Source organism: Paenibacillus sp. FSL R5-0345, from assembly GCF_000758585.1.
In the GTDB taxonomy this organism is placed as follows: Bacteria; Bacillota; Bacilli; order Paenibacillales; family Paenibacillaceae; genus Paenibacillus_AQ.
Map to the genome: position 1 here is coordinate 5,229,426 of NZ_CP009281.1, position 18,719 is coordinate 5,248,144.

Here is an 18,719-nt window from a genome sequence, read left to right on the forward strand (position 1 = left end):
GTAAAAAAATAAAAAGAGCATGATCTCGTCTTAGAAAGGCGGGAGCCATGCTCTTTTTTCAAATTGTACGCTAGCAGTTTATCGCCAGCCTCATTTTTGATATGATTTTACGAATGCTTTCTTCCGACAGATGATACTTCTTCTGAAGCTCAGCTACGGAATCGCCTTCACGATGACAACTGAAAATTTCCTTATTGCGATTCGCTATCTCTTTCCTCGAACCGCTGTTCTCGCCCCATCTAACCCGCTCTTCCGTTTTCTTCGGGATGTAGAGCAGTTCACCTTGGATGTATCCCTGAAGCTCTTCGAGCAAGCCAGGGGGGAGCACATCCTTCCCATTTACATAACTCAACTTGCATTTCCTCCTTCAACAGGTGTGTCCCTATGCGTCGGTCAACTAAGTTTTTAGTTATAATCACGTCACCTGCCTCCTTTCTTCTCCTCATATTTGGAAAAATCCGTAATTTCATTATATAAAAACCTCTTGGTAGCGTCTACATTCTAATTCATAAATTTCGTTTTTATGGATAAGTGTGGTACTTCCTATGTTAGTAATAAGGAGGCCATACGGCCTCCTCGCTTTAAGCGGGTTTCCGTCTTAGACGGAAACCACCTCGTATACTGAAATCATCTCAATCAGCCTCCTTCCAGAAGTGTTCTTGCCCGGCCGGACACTTATTATTAAGCCATACCTATAGGGGAGTTACAAGTTCAAAAACAGTTATAACTGTTCTCCACCAGTCTTAATTCCCCTCAGAATCGCTTTCAGCCGTCATTTGCACATAGGAAGGCATTTCCCCATTATGAAGCAACCAAAGCTCGTGGAGTGCTCGTGTACAGCCTACATACATCAGCTTTGCATCCCATGCTGTCGCCCCGTAATGATCTCGATCGGCATCCGCTAAGATTACCGCATCAAATTCCAAACCTTTAGATAAATACACAGGCAGCACCGATAGTCCACCCTGATATTGCGTCATGCTGCCGTCTATCAGATGTATATCTTCAAAATGCTGCTCCAGCTCAGCGTACAGCTCTGTGGCTTCACGCAAACTACGTGTTAGCACAGCCACAGTACGATATTCCCTTCCAGACAAGGACTTCAGTGAGTTGCTTATTGTCCGCAGACGAGCTTGCTCATCAGCCACCAGTTTCCCAGTATCCTCCCCGTAGGCGATCATTCGCACGGGATCTCCACTACGAAAAACCGGAACAGCCAGCAGAGAGCTTTCCACACCGGAAGATAGAATGCCATTAGCGAAATCTATAATTTCCATAGTAGAACGATAGCTCCGTGTCAGTGCGTGATAAGCCGTGTTCTCAGGGGCAAACAAGGTCTGCATCTCTTCCCAAGCGTGTACGCCTTTATAGGCGTGTATGCCCTGTGACAGATCACCCAGGATCGTAAAGGAATGACCCCGCACATATAAATCCAGCACCGCAATTTGGAAAGGAGAAAAATCCTGAGCCTCGTCAATCACCACATGATCAAAGCGAGTTACACCCTCGTCTCCATTCAAAAGATAATGGATATACAACAGAGGCGGTAAATCCTCTTCGCGTATAATTCCTTTTTTCAGATCTTTTGCCGTTTCCTTCAGCACAGCTACCGGAATATTCTCTGGCGGATTCACAGGCCAATCTTCCGGGACTTTAGCCGCACGGAAGATTTGCTTGTAGATCGTCAACGGATCGTACTTAGGCCATTTTGCACTGTATGCTTTTTCTCGCGCAGCACCTTTTTTCTTGCGATCCTTCATAGCTGCAGCCGATGGACTCTTCTTCAGCTCCATCTCGATCCAGCGATGTATCCGTGCCATTACACGTTCCTTCCGCTTCGCTGGCGGATAAGGAGCGTACTCTTCATTATGCCAACGTAAGATCATCGATCGGCGCAGCACAGCGCCCTCCCACGGGATAAAATCTCCCTCAGGAACAGAACTTGTCTCCAGCAGCTTAATACTTGATTCAATAATACTCATCAGAACCGTAGAGCCCTTGAAACGTCCCGGCGTTTCTTCTGTAATCACAGGCATACCGCCAGAGGTTTCAAACCAGCGGTTCATCGTCTCCGTCGCATCCTGTTCTGGAAGCTCCAGACCTAGTACATTTGCCGCCCAATCCGGAAAGGTGCTCTGAGCAATATTACCTACTCCTAGTTCAGGCAGTACATCTGAGATGTAATCCAGAAACATCCGGTTCGGTGCAAAAATAATCATTTTTTCCGCAGAAACCTGATCCTTGTATTGATACAGCAGAAAGGCTAATCGGTGAAGTGCAACTGTTGTTTTACCACTTCCCGCTACGCCCTGAATGATCAGCGCTGTATTTTTGGCCGCACGGATAATCTTGTCCTGCTCCTCCTGGATGGTAGATACGATATCACGGAGACGATTGTCTTTGTTCTCTCCCAAACGATAGACGAGAAACTCGTCTGATACTACAGGCGCGTCACTCTCCCGATTGTACGTATCTGCGACCCGCTCCAGAATCTGCTTACGAATCACCACGTTGCGTTTGAGGTATACCAGTCCTTCTATCAGTCCCTCAGGAGCTTCATAGGAGGCTGGCTCCGTACCACCGGTAAACGAATAGAACAGGCTTGCTACCGGTGCGCGCCAGTCAATGACTAGCGGACGGTCGCTTACCTGCTCGCGGTCTACGCCGATTTTTCCTATATAGAGTGCCTTCCGCTGCTTCTCATCATTGCCCTGAAAATCAAGCCGTCCGAAATAAGGCTCCTGCCGAAGCTTGGCAAGATCTTTGCGCTTCTGTTCACGGTTCGCTTCTAACACTTGTTCCGTATAATCGTGTCCCGTGTACACCGGAGTCTGGTTAAGCTTCTCCAATAAGGTGTCAATCTCAGTAAGCGCTTGATTCAGCCTGTCTTCTTCCTCTTGATAGGCACTTTGAAAGTTGTCTTCCAATTTCAGTTACCTCCTAAAAGTTTATCGAGCTTAAATTTTCATTCTCCTCATTCCCTCTTCTCACACAAAAAGGATACCCATTATAGCACAATCAGCACTAAAATACCAAATCTTTCAAGAGAGCCCCCACTATAGCACAGCTTGTAAAATAAAGTTAGCTACAAACAAGCCCGCAATCCCATAGAGTGCAGGAGGCACTTCTTTCCCCTTGCCCACAGCAAGCTTCACGATCGGATAAGTGATGAAGCCAAAAGCCATCCCGTCCACAATACTATAAGTGAATGGAATCATAACCATGATCAAAAAAGAAGGGAAAAGCTCTGTCAAATCGCTCAAGTCCATCTCACGCACATTTTGTACCATAAGGCCACCGATTACAATCAAGATCGGTGCGATAGCACTGTCTGGAATGTAGGAGAGCAAAGGGAGGAACAAGAATGTTGCCCCGAACAAAAGACCTGTCACAAGCGAGGTCAGACCCGAACGTCCACCTGCAGCAATCCCTGCATTGGATTCTGCAGCGGCGACTACAGGACTGCTTCCAAAGAGACCTGCGGCGATATTGGCAATAGAGAGTGCTCGTAAGCTGCTCTTGAAGCGCTCAGGACGTCCAGCCATCATCGTCTGAGAGGCGACTAGCCCAATATTTTCAAATACAACGATTAACAGCAATAGGAATACCGCAATCCAGAATACGAGGCTTACAATACCACCCCAGTCCATTCCAAAAAACAGGCTTCCATAACCCGTAAATACATGGCCTGATGCCTGCTTCTCAGGCGCGTGAGCCGCTCCCAGCAAGTAGGCTAGACCTGTACCAACCAGCATACTGATAAGCAAACCACCGTTGGTCCCGCGGATAAACAGTACTAAAGCGAGTAGCAAGGTTACGCAGGAAGTGATAACTGCAGGATCACTAAAATGTCCTATAGCAACAAAAGTGGTCTGATGTGCGATCACAATTCCGCTTTTTTGCAGCCCTATAAAGGTCAGAAATAGCCCTATCCCGACAGTTATCGCATGCTGCAGGTTTTGCGGAATCGCTTCACTAAGAATACGATAAAGCGAGGTGAAGGCCACGATAGCGAATAATACCCCCGTTATAACGACTACCGTAAGCGCCTCTCTCCAGCCCAAATTCATGGAATGAACAAGTGTGTATGTGAAAAAGGCGTTAATCCCCATACCTGGTACTACGATGATCGGCGTCTTCCCGCCGAAGGCCATTAATAGACAGCCTGTAATGGCAGTCAATAACGTAGCCACCATGGCCGGTCTAAGCGGCATACCAGCGTCATGAAGAATCGTCGCATTCACCATCACAATATATACCGAAGCAAAATACGAGAGGATCCCTGCAGCCCATTCCCGTTTCCATTCATTCTCAGGCGCAAGCCCTACACTATTTCGCCAAAAATTCGATTTCATGTACAAAAACCTCCACTGATATTAAGTTCCGCAGGCGGATATTACCCGGATTATAAGCTTAATAACCAGCGGTTCATCCCGGTTTAGCTATTATGCCTATATGTCGTCTGCATCTTGCAGACTCACCTGCTAACCACAACAAAAGGGCGTACGCAACTGGATTCCAGCTGCTCGCCCTTTTGTCCATTTTATTTACTAATTTCGCTATAATTGAAACAGCCTCAGCTCAGCGGTTCACTTACAAGCTGACGCCTCCAGCCTCAAGCAAATCACGCACGGCAACGCTGACCATGATCAGACCGGCTACCGGTGGAACGAATGCATTGCTGGCTGGTGGTTGTTTCGCTTTACGTCGATCCGGCGCATTCTCCGGAACGATCTTATCTGTAACATCCTGACGCGGCTTCATTGGCGGCTCTGTAGAGAATACCACCTTCACGCCCTTTTTAATCCCTTCCTTACGCAGCTTCTGACGAATGACACGAGCAATAGGGTCATAGGTTGTCTTGGAAATGTCTGCTACCTGGAATCGTGTAGGATCCATTTTGTTGGCAGCACCCATGCTTGAGATCATTGGAATTCCACGGGACAGACATTCTTTGATCAAATGAACCTTATAAATAATCGTATCCGAAGCATCGAGTACATAGTCAGGTTTTAATTTGAACAATTCCTCATAGGTTTCTTCTGTATAGAACATGTTGAGCGCAATCGCTTCGCATTCTGGATTGATCAGCTTCACACGGTCTACCATCAATTCAGCCTTCTTCTGCCCAACCGTTGTGGTGAGTGCATGAATTTGCCGATTCACATTAGTAATATCTACAGAATCCTTATCAATCAGAATCAGCCTGCCGATACCGGTGCGCGCCAAAGCCTCAACAGCCATACCGCCAACACCGCCGATGCCTAGCACCGCTACCGTGCTGTTCTTCATTATCTCCAGACCTTCCGGTCCGATCGCCAGTTCCGTACGTGAGAACTGATGTAGCATGAGGTACAGCCTCCTTCAAAAGCTATAGCGAAGCAGAAATCTGCCTAGCCCGCTTCGATTAGTTAATTATTCTTTTTCTTTCTTCGGTTTAAGAGCCAGCTTAATGTGCAGTTGCTCCAATTGTGAACCATCTACTGGCGAAGGTGCATCCATGAGCAGGTCTGTTGCACTTGCTGTTTTCGGGAATGCGATGGTTTCACGCAGATTCGTACGACCGGACAATAGCATTACTAGACGATCTAAACCGAACGCGATACCGCCGTGTGGAGGTGTACCGTATTCGAACGCATCCATCAGGTAACCAAACTTCTCGTAAGCAACCTCTTGCGTGAAGCCAAGGGCTTCGAACATTTTCTCCTGTACGTCACGTTTGTAAATCCGCATGGAGCCCCCGCCTACTTCATAACCGTTCAGAACGATATCATAAGCTTGCGCACGGATTGCACCTGGATCTGTGTCAAACAGATGCAGATCCTCTTCACGTGGACGAGTGAACGGATGGTGTTCCGCCACATAACGTTTCTGATCTTCATCATAACCAAGGAGTGGGAAGTCAGTAACCCAAGCGAACTTGAATACGTTGTCGTCGATCAGACCGAGTTGACGTCCGATTTTGACACGAAGAGCGCCTAGAACGTCTGCTACAACCTTTTTATTATCAGCAGAGAAGAGGAGAAGGTCGCCTTCTTCAGCGCCTGTACGCTCCTTCACAGCCGCAATTTCTTCTTCGGAGAAGAATTTCACAATCGGCCCTTTGAATTCACCGTCTTTCACTTGAATCCATGCCAACCCCTTCGCGCCATAACGAGCGGCATAAGGTCCGAGGTCATCGATTTCTTTACGAGTCCAAGTGCCACAGCCTTTAGCATTTAGACATTTCACTTCGCCGCCTTTTTCGATTACAGAAGCGAACACCTTCACACCGCTAGTTGCAACAATATCATTCATTTCTACAAGTTCTAATCCAAAACGAAGATCTGGTTTATCAGATCCGTATTTGCCCATAGCCTCAGCATAAGTCAAACGTTGGAATGGAAGCTCGATATCTGCTCCTACAGTTTCCTTGAACAGACGCTGCATCAGCTTCTCCATCATACCAAGCAGTTCATCTTGTGATAGGAATGAAGTTTCGATGTCCACTTGAGTGAACTCTGGCTGACGGTCAGCACGCAAATCTTCATCACGGAAACAACGAGCGATTTGGTAATAGCGCTCCACGCCGCCCACCATCAACAATTGCTTGTAGATTTGTGGAGATTGCGGTAATGCGAAGAATTCACCTTCATGCACACGGCTTGGCACCAAATAATCACGCGCGCCTTCCGGAGAGCTCTTAGTCAGGATCGGTGTTTCTACGTCGATGAATCCTTCACCGTCAAGGAAATCGCGGAAAATCTTAGAAGCTTTCGAACGAAGCAGCAAGGTTCTTTGCATTTCCGGACGACGAAGGTCCAAATAGCGATATTTGAGACGCAGAGACTCGTCTACTTCCACACCATCTTCGATGAAGAACGGAGGTGTCTTAGCTGCGTTCAGCACTTCAATGTCCGTAATTTGCACTTCAATTTCACCTGTTGGCAGGTTGCGGTTAATGGTTTCAGCATCACGTTTAACAACTTTACCTTTAACAGCCAGGACGTATTCACTACGAACCTTATCAGCAATTTGTAAGGCTTCGCCAGAGTAGTCTGGGTTAAATACAACTTGTACAATACCGCTTCTGTCACGCAGATCAATAAATAGTACGCCCCCAAGGTCGCGGCGAGTCTGCACCCATCCGTTCAAGGTTACCGTCTGTCCAATATGTTCTGGCGTTAATTGTCCACAATGATGACTTCTTTGCATAATTTATCATTCCCCTTCATGGTTAAAAATACATTTTTAATCTTTCTCTATACAGTCACCATAAGACGATGTAGTCAGATGGTCTAAACTAGTGCCTGACCCAGCTCTTCCAGCTTCACGGTGCGCTGCTCCCCGGTATTCATCGACTTCACTGTAATTACTCCATTCTTCAGCTCATCTTCGCCAAGAATGGCAGTATAACGTGCCGACATACGGTCTGCCGATTTCATCTGCGCCTTCATCTTCCGGCCTAAATAATCGCGTTCTGCCGAGAACCCTTGGCTGCGCAGAATATATAGCTGTTTAGAGATTTCGATATCAGCTTCTTCACCGAGAGCTACGAAGTACACATCCAGTGGCTTCGCCGTCTCCAGCTCTACCTTCTGATCCTCAAGAATGAGGAGAATTCGTTCCAGCCCAATCCCAAAACCAATCCCAGGTTGGTCCGGTCCACCAATTTCTTCAACCAAACCGTTGTATCGGCCACCGCCGCCCACGGTATCAATCGAGCCAATACCTGCTGCTTTATATTCAAACGCTGTATGCGTGTAATAATCCAGTCCTCTGACAAGACGAGGGTTAATGGTGAATTCCACTCCCATGATGTTAAGGTGCATCTTCACCTTCTCAAAATGAATTGTGCACTCTTCATCCAGACTATCCAAAATGGATGGCGCATCTGTAAATTTATCCTGATCTACCTTGCAATCCAGCACGCGAAGCGGATTACGCTCAATCCGACGCTGACAGTCACTGCAAAGGGTATCCTTCATGGGTCTTAAGAAACCTAATAGTTTCTCCCGATAAGCTGCACGGCTAGGTGCGTTACCGACAGAATTGATTTCAACTCTTACATCCTTAAGGCCAAGATCCTTATAGAATTGATAGCCTAAAGAAACTACTTCCGCATCAATAGCCGGATCCACGGCTCCAAAAGCCTCAATACCAAACTGATGGAATTGACGATATCTCCCTGCCTGTGGACGCTCATAACGGAACATGGGTCCGATATAATACAGCTTGCTTACATCCGGTTCACCATATAGCTTGTTCTGAACATAAGCTCGGACTACACCTGCCGTTCCTTCAGGACGCAGCGCCAAATCGCGATCGCCTTTATCCTTGAACGTGTACATCTCGCCTTCCACAATATCCGTTGTTTCGCCTACCCCACGCTCGAATAACCCCGTGTTCTCGAACATTGGTGTACGGATTTCACGATAATTGAAACGACGGCACAAATCTCTAGCCTTCCCTTCAATGTACTGCCATTTCTCCACAGTCCCCGGAAGCACATCCTGTGTTCCTGTAGGTTTCTCGAATCTTTCTTTAGCCACAGTCTATCCCTCCTAAAAAATACCCCTCTAAATCTGCTCTCTTCATCACTTCATCATGCTAAACAAAACAAAAAATCCCCCGTCCTGTTTATAAAAAACAGGGACGAGGGATTATCATAACCAATAATACACCCGTGGTACCACCCACATTCCGGATCAGAACCATTCTGAATCCGCTCAAAGCGGTTAACGCCCGCCTACGCGTAACGGCTACTGATCGCGGCAACATCCATTGCCCACTTTCGCCGTACGTTCTCGGGGAGGTCATTCATTCGCTCATCAACAGAATCCTTGCAGCCAAGCGGAAACGATAAATCATCCGTTGTACTGGATGTCATCTGAATCTACAGGGGATTCCTCTCTGGGGTTGTGGGTCCTCGAATTACTTGTTCCCGTCATCAAAACCATATGATAAAATCGTATATTTTTAAATTCTACTGAACTACTGTGCTAAAGTCAAGGCAGTAAATACGAAGCTGAATAAAAATTCGACAACTTTCAACTTCTAACCTTTCATTTGAACCGTTACAAAAAAAATGACCTGCAGCCAAATGCTGCAGGTCCATCATCATATATTATTAAAAAGGGGGTCATGCCTTTATTATAAACACGCTATATTAAGGAAACATGTATGTAATATTACGATTATATTACATTCATGAAAGCGGTTTATTTTAATAGTTTATTGTTAATCGAATTGCTCAACAAATGCCCCTTTACCCCGAAGGATTTCTACAACCTCATTATAATTCTCTTCTGCGACACTTAAATCCATCACATAACGCAGTTCACTTAAATCCCCATCTGTAAGCTCGTCATCGGCTACATCCGCACTTACCTGGTCTTCATCTACACTATAATGAGTCTCAGGTTCATCCCGAGTTTCGGAGGCGGCAACACCAGGAGCCAGCATAGCTCCAGCTGCCGGAGTGCTACCCGTTCCAAGCGTCCCTATTGTGCCTGCAGCTAATGTTGTATTACTAAATGGCGCGATGGGAAACAGGATTCTACGATCTTCCCCAATAGGGTCCGTGAGCGGCCAAACTTCCAAGCCATCCACCTTGTAACTAATCAATGCAATTTTAGCACCTTCTGCTTCATTTTCCGTTCTAAAATATGCTTGGATTTTTCTGGTCATTACCATTACCTCCTTTAGATTATAAGACTCAGTGTTATAAATTGCTATTTCAGGACCTTCAATATTTCACGAACGAAGGCAGGCTCATCTTTCGGTGTACGCGAAGTAATGTAATTACGATCAACTACCACTTCTTCATCTTTAAACTCCGCACCGGCGTTCACAACATCATCTTTCAGCGGAGGATAACAGGTGATGGTACGTCCCTTAAGCAAGTCTGCACTAATCAGAATTTGAGGTCCGTGGCAAATAGATGCGATTGGTTTACCAGCTTCATTTGCTTCTTTCACAAACTTCAGAATATCCGCATTTTGCCGCAAGTTTTCGGGGGAAGAACCCCCTGGAATTACAATCGCGTCATAGCTGCCTGCTTTAACATCGGCTATAGCTTTATCAGCTGCGTAAGAGACTTCTTTCTTTTTGCCTAGTAAGGTCTCCCCCTTCTTTAAACCAATAATGTCAGCTTGATGTCCTGCCTTTATAACTTCATCATAAGGAACCTTCATCTCAGAATCTTCAAAATCATTAGCTAGTAAAAACGCAACATTACTCATGTGATAAGTTCTCCTCTCTGCTTGTTCATATGAAAAGGTAGTTATTGTTCTTTCTTGTCGTCTATTACCCTTATCACAATGATTTCTAAACTCTAATCAGAAAATACACCCCGTTAACTGCATCAAAAAGCCGCCTCTACCACCATTTCAGGTACGCGGTAAGAGATTGCGGCTTCTTCCTTTGATCACTTGAGATTCAATTTCTTCTTCTGTCTTTTTGGCTAATGCATAGGCTTCTACAGGACTCCCAGCCGCTAGTGCCGGGATGCTTCTCCATACCCATGCCTTCTGTGATTGTCTCATTACCTAAGCTCCTTGCTTTGTGCGGGATCACTGTCTACCTTTAGTTTATCCAGCTCCAAGTGGCTCTATCCGCGCAAGTATCTACTTACAACACAACAGATACAAGCAGACTTTTACGCGAAGGACGCTTGTAGCCATCAGAAGAAGGAGGATTACTGGAATTTTGGAATTTCCGTTAGAGCTGGTGTTTGCTTTCAAACCCCCAATTGGTTCGCTTTTGCTGAGCGCAATATGTAGAATAGGCGTATCACAACAACAATAGCGAGGTGGAAAGGATTAACAGCATGGATAAAAGAGTGCTTGTCGTAGACGATGAACGCTCTATCGTGATAGCTATCGCCTATGCACTGCGGCGGGAAGGCTTTCAGGTCGAAACGGCCGCTGATGGCGAAGCCGCGCTTAGGCTCGTCGAATCGTTCAAGCCGCAAGTGTTCGTACTGGATGTTATGATGCCAGGGCTGTCTGGTTATGATGTGTGCCGTCGGCTGGAGAACCGGAGAGGGATTGGCATCCTATTGCTCACGGTCAAGAACGACATTGTAGACAAAGTACTAGGCCTGGAGCTGGGTGCAGATGATTATATGACCAAGCCGTTCGATATTCGGGAGCTCGTCGCCCGAGTTAGGGCGCTACACCGTCGAGTCGAGAAAAGCGTGGAACACGCTCCCTCCGACAGTCCAATCATAATTGGTGGGGTGACAGTGAACCCGTCACATCGAGACGTACAGGTGACCGGTGAGAAGGTGGGGCTGACGCCCAAAGAATTCGAGCTGCTACACCTGCTCGTCCTCCATTCGGAACGGGTATACACGCGCGAGGAACTACTAGATCTTGTCTGGGGGCTCGACTATGACGTGGGCACGCGCACAGTAGACATTCATATACAGCGCATCCGCAGCAAGTTGGGCGACGAAGGTCAACGTCTGCTCCAGACCGTATACGGAGTAGGTTACAAAGCCACCCGGGAGTCCTTATGAGGGTGAGTTTACGATGGAAGTTCTCCCTGCTGCTCGCGGGCTTGCTGTTGTTCACGGTGAGCGTGCTTAGTGTGCTAGTACTACGCAGTATCCGTCACAACCAACGTACTGGACTGGAGCGTGAAATGGCGGAGATGACGAACCGCGCCGAATTGACGGTGAAGATGAGCTACTTGTCCGGGGAACAGGTCAGCTTGAAGGCATTCATGAAGTATCGTGGCATGGATCTCTCCAATCGATTGGGGCAATCCAACGGACTGCACGTCCGACTGTACGATGAGACCGGTGTCGAGATCGGGAATTCGCTGCCTCTCGTTCCTTCCCCCACTATGCCGGATGCGCTGCAGTATGCACTCCAGGGCAAAGTTGCTTATTCGGACGTCCAGGACGTGCTATATTATTTCACACCCATCATGTTCGAGGAACAACTGATCGCTGTAGCCGAATTCCAGAGACCCGTGGGCGAGCTGCATGCCTTTTACCGGGAGACAAGAACAATGTTTCTCCTATCTGGCTCAACCGTTCTGCTCGCCAGCTTCCTGCTTGGCTTCCTCTATGTCTACCGACAATCCAAAGCTATAACTCTGCTCAAGCAGACAGCGAACAACATCGAAGCAGGAGCGTATATTGATCATGCACCGCTAGTCCGTAAGGATGAACTTGGCGAATTAAGCGAGGGCATTTATAGCATGAGCCGTGAGATCGAATCGAGTATGAAGAAGTTAGAAACGGAGAAAGCGAAGCTATCGCTTGTCGTAGACAAGCTGCAAGTGTTGGAGCAGCAACAGAAGCAATTCATTAATAATATTAGTCATGAACTTAAGACACCTCTCACTTCTATCACTGCATATGCCGATCTACTGGAACTATACCCAGATGATCCTTTACTGTTTCAGCAAGCGATGGAAAGCATTCGCAAGGAATCGTCTAGACTGCACAAGCTAGTGGAAAACGCGCTGCGCCTTGCCTCACTGGAGAAGTACGAATTCGAATACCAGGCTGAAGCCGTGTCACTTGATATCGTGCTGGACGAACTCGTCTCTCTTATGAAAGGCAAGGCTGACAAATTCGGACTAACCTTTCAGCTTCACACAATACCTGCCACCATATGGGCGGAACGAGAGAGTTTAATACACATCTTCGTTAATTTACTGGACAACGCGATCAAATACAACCTCCCCGGTGGAAGCATCAATATTCGATTGTATACCGAACAGAATCACGCAAAAGTAGAAATTGTTGATACGGGAATTGGCATTCCTTCCGAATCCCAGGAGCGAATCTTTGAACCCTTCTACACCGCGAACAAGGCGCGTTCAAAAGAAACGAGAGGAAGCGGCTTGGGACTTGCTCTCGTTCAACAATGGGTGGAGAAGCAAAGAGGAATCATACAATTGAAACGCTCAGACTCCACTGGGAGCGTGTTCGAAGTACAGTTTCCCCTCTATCATCATGATTCTGTATAAGTCCCAACTTCTCTCTTCTCCAAGTCTCGATACGTTTACAACTTGGAAACAATTCGAAATACTGTGGAGACATCCTGTTGGTACACTCTTATCAGATTTATAACACAGCTTAGAAGGAGATACATCAATCATGAAGATGAAACAAGTTGGGATCGTATTACTAGCGGTTGGGATCGCAGGCTGCAGCAGCATAACACAGAATAACGGCGGTGGAGCAACTAATAACCCACCAGTTACCGTCATCGACAAGAACAAGCCAGAGAATCCTGATTCGCAAATCGATGAACCAATCACCATGGATCAACTCGAGCGACTTGACGGCCTGTATGCGCAGGATTGGCTGAACGAGAACGAATTGTTAATTGCCCAGACGAATCCGGACGCGAAGAAGATTGATTCCGACTCCGGTCCAATGAAGCCTACCCAGCTGTATATTTACAATTTGAAAACGAAGCAGGTCAAAGCGCTGAAACCGAGCGAAGACCGCGTGCAAGAGAGTCCGATTGTCTCGCCGGACGGCCAATATGTCTTTTTCCATGAAAACACCTCGTTCATGATGGACGGTGGCCGCGGTGTCCTTGTGCATTTGCCAACCGGAACTAGCCGAATAATCACGGATAAGGATAAGGGCGGACAGGAATGGGGCCAGTGGACAGACTCCAATCACCTGATCGTAGGCAACGGTAAAGGTGCTATTCTGCAGGTTGGGACAGTTAGTAAAGAAGAGGTATTGCTTAGTAAAGATAAAAACGTCATGTTCGATTATGCAGCGAAGACTGGGAATATGCTCTTCTACATCAACCCTAATCCCGATAACACACTGTCGGCCTACAATTTGGAGACGAAGAAAGAGACGATCGTGGACAAATCCGTATGGAGAATGTCACTGTCCCCTGACGGCAATCAGTTAGCCATGCTGAAGAGTACGGGGGATACGGAACGCACGCTGTTCCTCATGAACTCGAACGACACCTCGAAGCGGACTAAGCTCGCCGTGACGACTCAGATGTACGCCTTCGATTGGTCCCCAGATAGCTCATACTTGGCCTTCGCCGTGTATAACAAGGACAGGGACGGCATGAACGGTGTCTACGTTGCGGATGCGAAGACCGGCAAGATCGAGCAACTCGGCGATTTCCAGGATGTCGCAACCGTCGCCTGGAGCCCTTCGGGCAAGCAACTAATGGTCTCGACGAGCACATTTGTGGATAATAAGCCCAAACTTACGACTTATCGGTTAGTGTTGAAGTAATTAACAAGATTAATATGTTGATTACACCAACGGAGAACGAATATTACAATAAGAAAAAAAGCGTCCAACATATTAGTCACGACTAATATGTTGGACGCTTTTTAAATTTGAGATTTTTGATGTTAAGGTCTAGATAAATAGGAAGCAATCTTCGACATTTTTTTCATTAACTGCGGCTATCTAAAATGAGAGTAACCGGGCCCCAATTGGTCAGCGACACATCCATCATCGCTCCAAATACACCCGTCTCCACCTGAAGACCTCCGGCTCTAAGCTCTTGGTTAAAATAATCATAAAGTCGCTCGGCTTCCGCTGGAGCTGCTGCTCCCATAAAGTTCGGCCGTCTCCCCTTGCGACAATCCCCGTATAAAGTAAACTGGGATACCGAGAGAATTGCTCCCTCAGTCTCCGTGACACTGTAGTTCATTTTACCGGCATCATCTTCAAAAATACGCAGTCCTGCTATTTTGTCCGCCAAATATTTGGCATCCTTTTCTGTATCTTCATGCGTAACGCCGACTAGCAGCATCAAGCCTTTGCCAATTTCTCCGGTCACTGCCCTATCCACGGTTACTTTGGCGTCCTTACAACGCTGTACTACAACTCTCATCGTACTACTCCGCTCCTTGCCCTATTGCATAATCCGATTCACTGTATATACATCCTTGACTCGTTTCACTTTATCTACAACGGATTGCAGATGCTCTGTGTTACGGATGAGAATGGTCATATGAATCATTGCCATCTTATTCTTGTCAGAGCGCCCAGTGACCGCAGAAATGTTCGTTTTACTCTCGGAAACCGCCTGCAGCACTTCATTGAGTAGTCCATTACGATCATGACCAGTAATCTCAATATCCACACTGTAGTTCGCTTCCATCGTACCTTCCCATTCCACCTCAATCACTCTTGCTGCTTCTTCTCCATCACCTTCACCCGGAATGTTAGGACAATCCTGGCGGTGTACAGATACGCCCCGGCCCCGTGTAACATACCCTACAATGTCGTCACCCGGTACCGGATTACAACATCGTGCAAAACGGACAAGCAGATTCTCAATTCCTTTTACACTTACGCCATTGGTAGGTTGATTACGTTTTTCGCCGGAAGACTTGATCTCCTTCATCTCTGAGGTAAGCTCTAAGTGATTAGCGGCTTCTTCCTGCTCTCTGCGCAGCTTCTCCGTCAAACGGGAAGCAATCTGAGAAGCGGTAATTCCCCCAAAGCCAACAGCAGATAACATATCCTCAACATCGTTAAAAGCGAATTTCTTCGCAGCTTCTAATAATTTCTCATCGGAAATCCACTCAGAAACCTCGACATTCAGACGCTTCAGCTCACGTTCAATCGCTTCGCGACCTTTTTCGACATTTTCCTCACGCTTTTCTTTTTTGAACCATTGCTTAATTTTGCTTCGCGCATGAGAGGATTGGGCAATCTTGAGCCAGTCGCGGCTTGGTCCGTAAGAATGCTTAGACGTCAGTATTTCAACAATATCGCCTGTCTTCAGCTTGTGATCCAGCGGTACGATTCGTCCGTTTACCTTAGAACCGATCGTGCGATTCCCCACTTCCGTATGAATACGGAATGCGAAATCAAGCGGTACAGAACCCGCAGGAAGCTCAATAACCTCGCCTTTAGGCGTAAATACGAACACGAGATCCGAGAAAAAATCCATTTTGAGTGATTTTACGAACTCTTCGGCATCCTTGGCCTCATGCTGAAGCTCCAATATTTCGCGAAAAAAAGGCATCCGGTTCTCCGGATTCACATTATTGCTGGTACCTTCTTTGTATGCCCAGTGTGCTGCGATCCCGTATTCAGCCGTGCGATGCATTTCCCAAGTACGAATTTGCACTTCGGTCGGCTCTCCGCCAGGACCTACCACTGTAGTATGCAAAGATTGATACATATTCGCTTTGGGCATAGCTATATAATCTTTGAATCGACCTGGCATCGGCTTCCAAAGCGTATGAATAATTCCGAGGGTTGCATAACAATCCTTGATATTATCCACAATGATACGGATGGCCAAGAGGTCATAGATCTCGTTAAACTGTTTGTTTTTTGTGCTCATTTTGTTATAAACACTGTAGATATGCTTCGGGCGACCTGAAAGATCACCTTCAATGCCCATTTCATCCAGCTTGGCACGAATACGGCCAATTACGCTGTCGATAAATTGCTCACGTTCTGCCCGCTTCTTATGCACCAGATTAGCAATGCGATAGTACTGCTGCGGATTCAAGTAACGAAGTGCAATATCCTCCATCTCCCACTTAATCGCGGAAATCCCCAAACGATCAGCCACAGGACAGAAAATCTCCAACGTTTCGTAAGAAATACGCCGCTGGCTCTCTTCAGATTGATACTTTAACGTACGCATATTATGCAGGCGATCCGCTAGTTTGATAACGATAACCCGGATATCCTGCGCCATCGCAATAAACATCTTACGGTAATTCTCGTTCTGCTGCTCTTCCTTTGAGCGAAAACGGATGCGTTCCAGCTTAGTTAAGCCATCGACAAGCATCGCACAGGTATCGCCAAATTTCGCGCGGATTTGTTCCAATGAGACCGTCGTATCTTCCACAACATCATGCAAAAGCGCCGCAACAATAGATATAACATCCATTTGCATATTGACGACAATATCTGCCACCGCCAGCGGATGCAGAATGTATGGCTCCCCCGACTTGCGGATCTGCCCGTGATGAGCCTGATCGGCAAATTCATAAGCTTCCCGGATGCGGAGAAGATCTTTATCTTTTATATAGGCGCCAGCCTTATCAATTAATCGCTCTATGCCCATTCTCGTCGTATCCGTTTCCTTTCTATAATAAAATGAACCCGCAATCATTCTAAAATCTGCAGGTTCCAATCATTTCGCAAGCAACTTACGCTCTTGTTCAAAGTTGTCTATAATTATGACGCTTACGAAGGATTACGTCAACACTTGCCATCTCATGGTATTCAAGAAGTAAAAGTTATGAAAATCGGACAAATTAATAACACTTGTGAAAATGTTGTTGTAAAAATGCCCAGTTCTATTTAATCTAGTAAAGGCGGATTTTCGCTGGACAATATCATAGCCAATAAGAAAGAGGAGTGAACTCCATTGCAACGCGAAATTCAAGTTAATGAAAAACTTCCATGGGGCCCCGGTTTTCTATTAAGCCTACAGCATTTGTTCGCCATGTTTGGCAGTACAGTGCTAGTGCCTAACTTGTTCGGGGTTGACCCTGGGATGATTTTGCTGATGAACGGTATCGGCACACTGTTATACATCTGGATTTGCCGTGGTAAAATACCTGCCTACCTAGGCTCCAGCTTTGCATTTATTGCACCAGTCTTATCTGTGCTTGCCGATCATCAAGATGATCATATGAAAGGGTATTCGCTTGCTTTAGGCGCTTTCATCATCACTGGTGTTATCTTTGTACTCGTTGCTTTAATCATCCGTTATGCAGGAACAAAATGGATTGATGTCGTCTTCCCACCAGCTGTAATGGGTGCTATCGTAGCAACGATCGGACTTGAGCTTGTTCCTGTTGCCGCGCGTATGGCAGGACTTATTGCTCCTGAAGGTGTTGCAGTTGCAGACTGGACTCCTGATGGCAAAGCAATCACACTTTCTATGGTAACACTGGGCGTAACGGTAATCGGAGCTGTGCTTTTCCGCGGTTTCCCTAAAATCATTCATATCCTCATCGGTATCGTAACTGGTTATGGTTTAGCTTATATTATGAAAATGGTGGATACTGCTGCCATATCTAATGCAAATTTTTTAGCACACCCTACCATTGTTACTCCATCCTTCGATTGGAATGTAATCCTAACCATTATTCCAGTATCGCTTGTTGTAATTGTTGAGCATATTGGACATTTGCTTGTAACCAGCAATATCGTCGGTAAAGATTTGGCTAAAGATCCTGGACTTGACCGTTCCCTGATGGGTAACGGGATATCAACCATTCTTTCCGGTTTTATCGGTTCTACTCCAAATACAACCTACGGTGAGAATATCGGGGTTATGGCTTTAACTAAAGTTTATTCGGTATATGTTATTGGCGGTGCAGCGGTGATCGCCATTGTGCTTTCGTTCTCAGGGACTTTCTCCTCCGTTATTGCTAACATCCCGACACCTGTAATGGGTGGTGTATCCCTGCTGTTATTCGGCGTAATTGCCGCATCAGGTTTACGGATCTTTGTTGAGCAAAAAGTTGATTTTTCCAAGGCTACTAACATGATCATGGCTACCCTGGTACTTGTTGTCGGAATTAGTGGCACAACCCTTACTATGGGCAACGTAAAACTCAGTGGTATGGCTCTAGCTACAATTGTTGGTATCGTTCTAGCCATATTCTTCAAACTCATTGAAGTTCTTGGACTGTCCAATGATGGTGGGGAAAGCGATAAAGCTGCTCACTAATTTATTTATGAATTAATAATTCAAAAAGACTGCTCTAGATCCATTTTATGGATTAAGCAGTCTTTT

General features: G+C 46.4%; 16 protein-coding genes. 4 read left to right on the forward strand and 12 right to left on the reverse strand.

The genetic code is table 11. From position 1 onward, the window contains the following. Window positions 1–70: 70 nt before the first annotated feature. The 10 genes from R50345_RS23150 to R50345_RS31450 form a co-directional block, all read right to left on the reverse strand. On the reverse strand, window positions 71–352 hold the full coding sequence (locus R50345_RS23150) for a CD3324 family protein (protein ID WP_042130463.1): 282 nt from the start codon (window positions 350–352) through the stop codon (window positions 71–73). Window positions 353–743: 391 nt separating this feature from the next. Next, the gene (locus R50345_RS23155; protein WP_042130465.1) at window positions 744–2,927 is read right to left on the reverse strand and encodes a HelD family protein; all 2,184 of its coding nucleotides are present in this window, start codon (window positions 2,925–2,927) and stop codon (window positions 744–746) included. A 129-nt stretch (window positions 2,928–3,056) separates the two neighbouring features. Then, the gene (locus R50345_RS23160) at window positions 3,057–4,355 is read right to left on the reverse strand and encodes an NCS2 family permease (RefSeq protein ID WP_042130466.1); all 1,299 of its coding nucleotides are present in this window, start codon (window positions 4,353–4,355) and stop codon (window positions 3,057–3,059) included. A 238-nt stretch (window positions 4,356–4,593) separates the two neighbouring features. Further along, complete coding sequence (locus R50345_RS23165) at window positions 4,594–5,349, reverse strand: tRNA threonylcarbamoyladenosine dehydratase (RefSeq protein ID WP_042130468.1); 756 nt, start codon at window positions 5,347–5,349, stop codon at window positions 4,594–4,596. Between the two features lie 66 nt (window positions 5,350–5,415). After that, window positions 5,416–7,194 (reverse strand): aspartate--tRNA ligase, encoded by a 1,779-nt coding sequence (aspS, locus tag R50345_RS23170; RefSeq protein ID WP_042130469.1) that lies wholly within the window; start codon window positions 7,192–7,194, stop codon window positions 5,416–5,418. A gap of 83 nt (window positions 7,195–7,277) precedes the next feature. After that, a complete protein-coding gene (hisS, locus tag R50345_RS23175; RefSeq protein WP_042130470.1) occupies window positions 7,278–8,531 on the reverse strand; it encodes a histidine--tRNA ligase in 1,254 nt (417 codons plus the stop codon). 197 nt (window positions 8,532–8,728) lie between these two features. Continuing rightward, window positions 8,729–8,869, reverse strand: a complete 141-nt coding sequence (locus R50345_RS31445; protein ID WP_156114854.1) for a hypothetical protein — start codon at window positions 8,867–8,869, stop codon at window positions 8,729–8,731. Window positions 8,870–9,219: 350 nt separating this feature from the next. Continuing rightward, window positions 9,220–9,669 carry a hypothetical protein gene (locus R50345_RS23180; protein WP_042130472.1) on the reverse strand — a complete coding sequence of 150 codons (450 nt, stop codon included), beginning with the start codon at window positions 9,667–9,669 and terminating at the stop codon, window positions 9,220–9,222. Window positions 9,670–9,713: 44 nt separating this feature from the next. After that, window positions 9,714–10,223: a type 1 glutamine amidotransferase domain-containing protein gene (locus R50345_RS23185; RefSeq protein WP_042130474.1), complete on the reverse strand. Its 510-nt coding sequence runs from the start codon at window positions 10,221–10,223 to the stop codon at window positions 9,714–9,716. Between the two features lie 147 nt (window positions 10,224–10,370). Next, window positions 10,371–10,526 (reverse strand): hypothetical protein, encoded by a 156-nt coding sequence (locus tag R50345_RS31450; RefSeq protein ID WP_156114855.1) that lies wholly within the window; start codon window positions 10,524–10,526, stop codon window positions 10,371–10,373. Between the two features lie 284 nt (window positions 10,527–10,810). On the opposite strand from R50345_RS31450, the gene R50345_RS23190 reads away from it, so the two are divergent. The 3 genes from R50345_RS23190 (at window position 10,811) to R50345_RS23200 (ending at window position 14,221) form a co-directional block, all read left to right on the forward strand. Then, window positions 10,811–11,503 carry a response regulator transcription factor gene (locus tag R50345_RS23190; RefSeq protein ID WP_042130475.1) on the forward strand — a complete coding sequence of 231 codons (693 nt, stop codon included), beginning with the start codon at window positions 10,811–10,813 and terminating at the stop codon, window positions 11,501–11,503. A gap of 2 nt (window positions 11,504–11,505) precedes the next feature. Then, window positions 11,506–12,969: a sensor histidine kinase gene (locus R50345_RS23195; protein WP_197069708.1), complete on the forward strand. Its 1,464-nt coding sequence runs from the start codon at window positions 11,506–11,508 to the stop codon at window positions 12,967–12,969. A gap of 130 nt (window positions 12,970–13,099) precedes the next feature. Beyond that, window positions 13,100–14,221, forward strand: a complete 1,122-nt coding sequence (locus R50345_RS23200) for a TolB family protein (protein ID WP_042130479.1) — start codon at window positions 13,100–13,102, stop codon at window positions 14,219–14,221. Between the two features lie 166 nt (window positions 14,222–14,387). Here R50345_RS23200 and dtd read toward each other — a convergent pair whose 3' ends face one another. Together dtd and R50345_RS23210 are read right to left on the reverse strand one after the other, a co-directional pair. Next, on the reverse strand, window positions 14,388–14,831 hold the full coding sequence (dtd, locus tag R50345_RS23205) for a D-aminoacyl-tRNA deacylase (protein WP_042130480.1): 444 nt from the start codon (window positions 14,829–14,831) through the stop codon (window positions 14,388–14,390). Between the two features lie 21 nt (window positions 14,832–14,852). Then, on the reverse strand, window positions 14,853–17,033 hold the full coding sequence (locus R50345_RS23210; protein WP_042132407.1) for a RelA/SpoT family protein: 2,181 nt from the start codon (window positions 17,031–17,033) through the stop codon (window positions 14,853–14,855). A 306-nt stretch (window positions 17,034–17,339) separates the two neighbouring features. Between R50345_RS23210 and uraA the strand changes: the two genes are divergently transcribed. Continuing rightward, window positions 17,340–18,653: a uracil permease gene (gene uraA, locus R50345_RS23215; RefSeq protein ID WP_042130482.1), complete on the forward strand. Its 1,314-nt coding sequence runs from the start codon at window positions 17,340–17,342 to the stop codon at window positions 18,651–18,653. The last annotated feature ends 66 nt before the right edge of the window (window positions 18,654–18,719 follow it).

Coding starts and splice junctions, on each gene's coding strand:
- R50345_RS23160 (WP_042130466.1), bottom strand. CDS start 4,355: ATGAAATCGAATTTTTGGCGAAATAGTGTAGGGCTTGCGCCTGAGAAT.
- R50345_RS23165 (WP_042130468.1), bottom strand. CDS start 5,349: ATGCTACATCAGTTCTCACGTACGGAACTGGCGATCGGACCGGAAGGT.
- aspS (WP_042130469.1), bottom strand. CDS start 7,194: ATGCAAAGAAGTCATCATTGTGGACAATTAACGCCAGAACATATTGGA.
- R50345_RS31445 (WP_156114854.1), bottom strand. CDS start 8,869: ATGACATCCAGTACAACGGATGATTTATCGTTTCCGCTTGGCTGCAAG.
- R50345_RS23180 (WP_042130472.1), bottom strand. CDS start 9,669: ATGACCAGAAAAATCCAAGCATATTTTAGAACGGAAAATGAAGCAGAA.
- R50345_RS23185 (WP_042130474.1), bottom strand. CDS start 10,223: ATGAGTAATGTTGCGTTTTTACTAGCTAATGATTTTGAAGATTCTGAG.
- R50345_RS31450 (WP_156114855.1), bottom strand. CDS start 10,526: ATGAGACAATCACAGAAGGCATGGGTATGGAGAAGCATCCCGGCACTA.
- R50345_RS23190 (WP_042130475.1), top strand. CDS start 10,811: ATGGATAAAAGAGTGCTTGTCGTAGACGATGAACGCTCTATCGTGATA.
- R50345_RS23200 (WP_042130479.1), top strand. CDS start 13,100: ATGAAGATGAAACAAGTTGGGATCGTATTACTAGCGGTTGGGATCGCA.
- dtd (WP_042130480.1), bottom strand. CDS start 14,831: ATGAGAGTTGTAGTACAGCGTTGTAAGGACGCCAAAGTAACCGTGGAT.
- R50345_RS23210 (WP_042132407.1), bottom strand. CDS start 17,033: ATGGGCATAGAGCGATTAATTGATAAGGCTGGCGCCTATATAAAAGAT.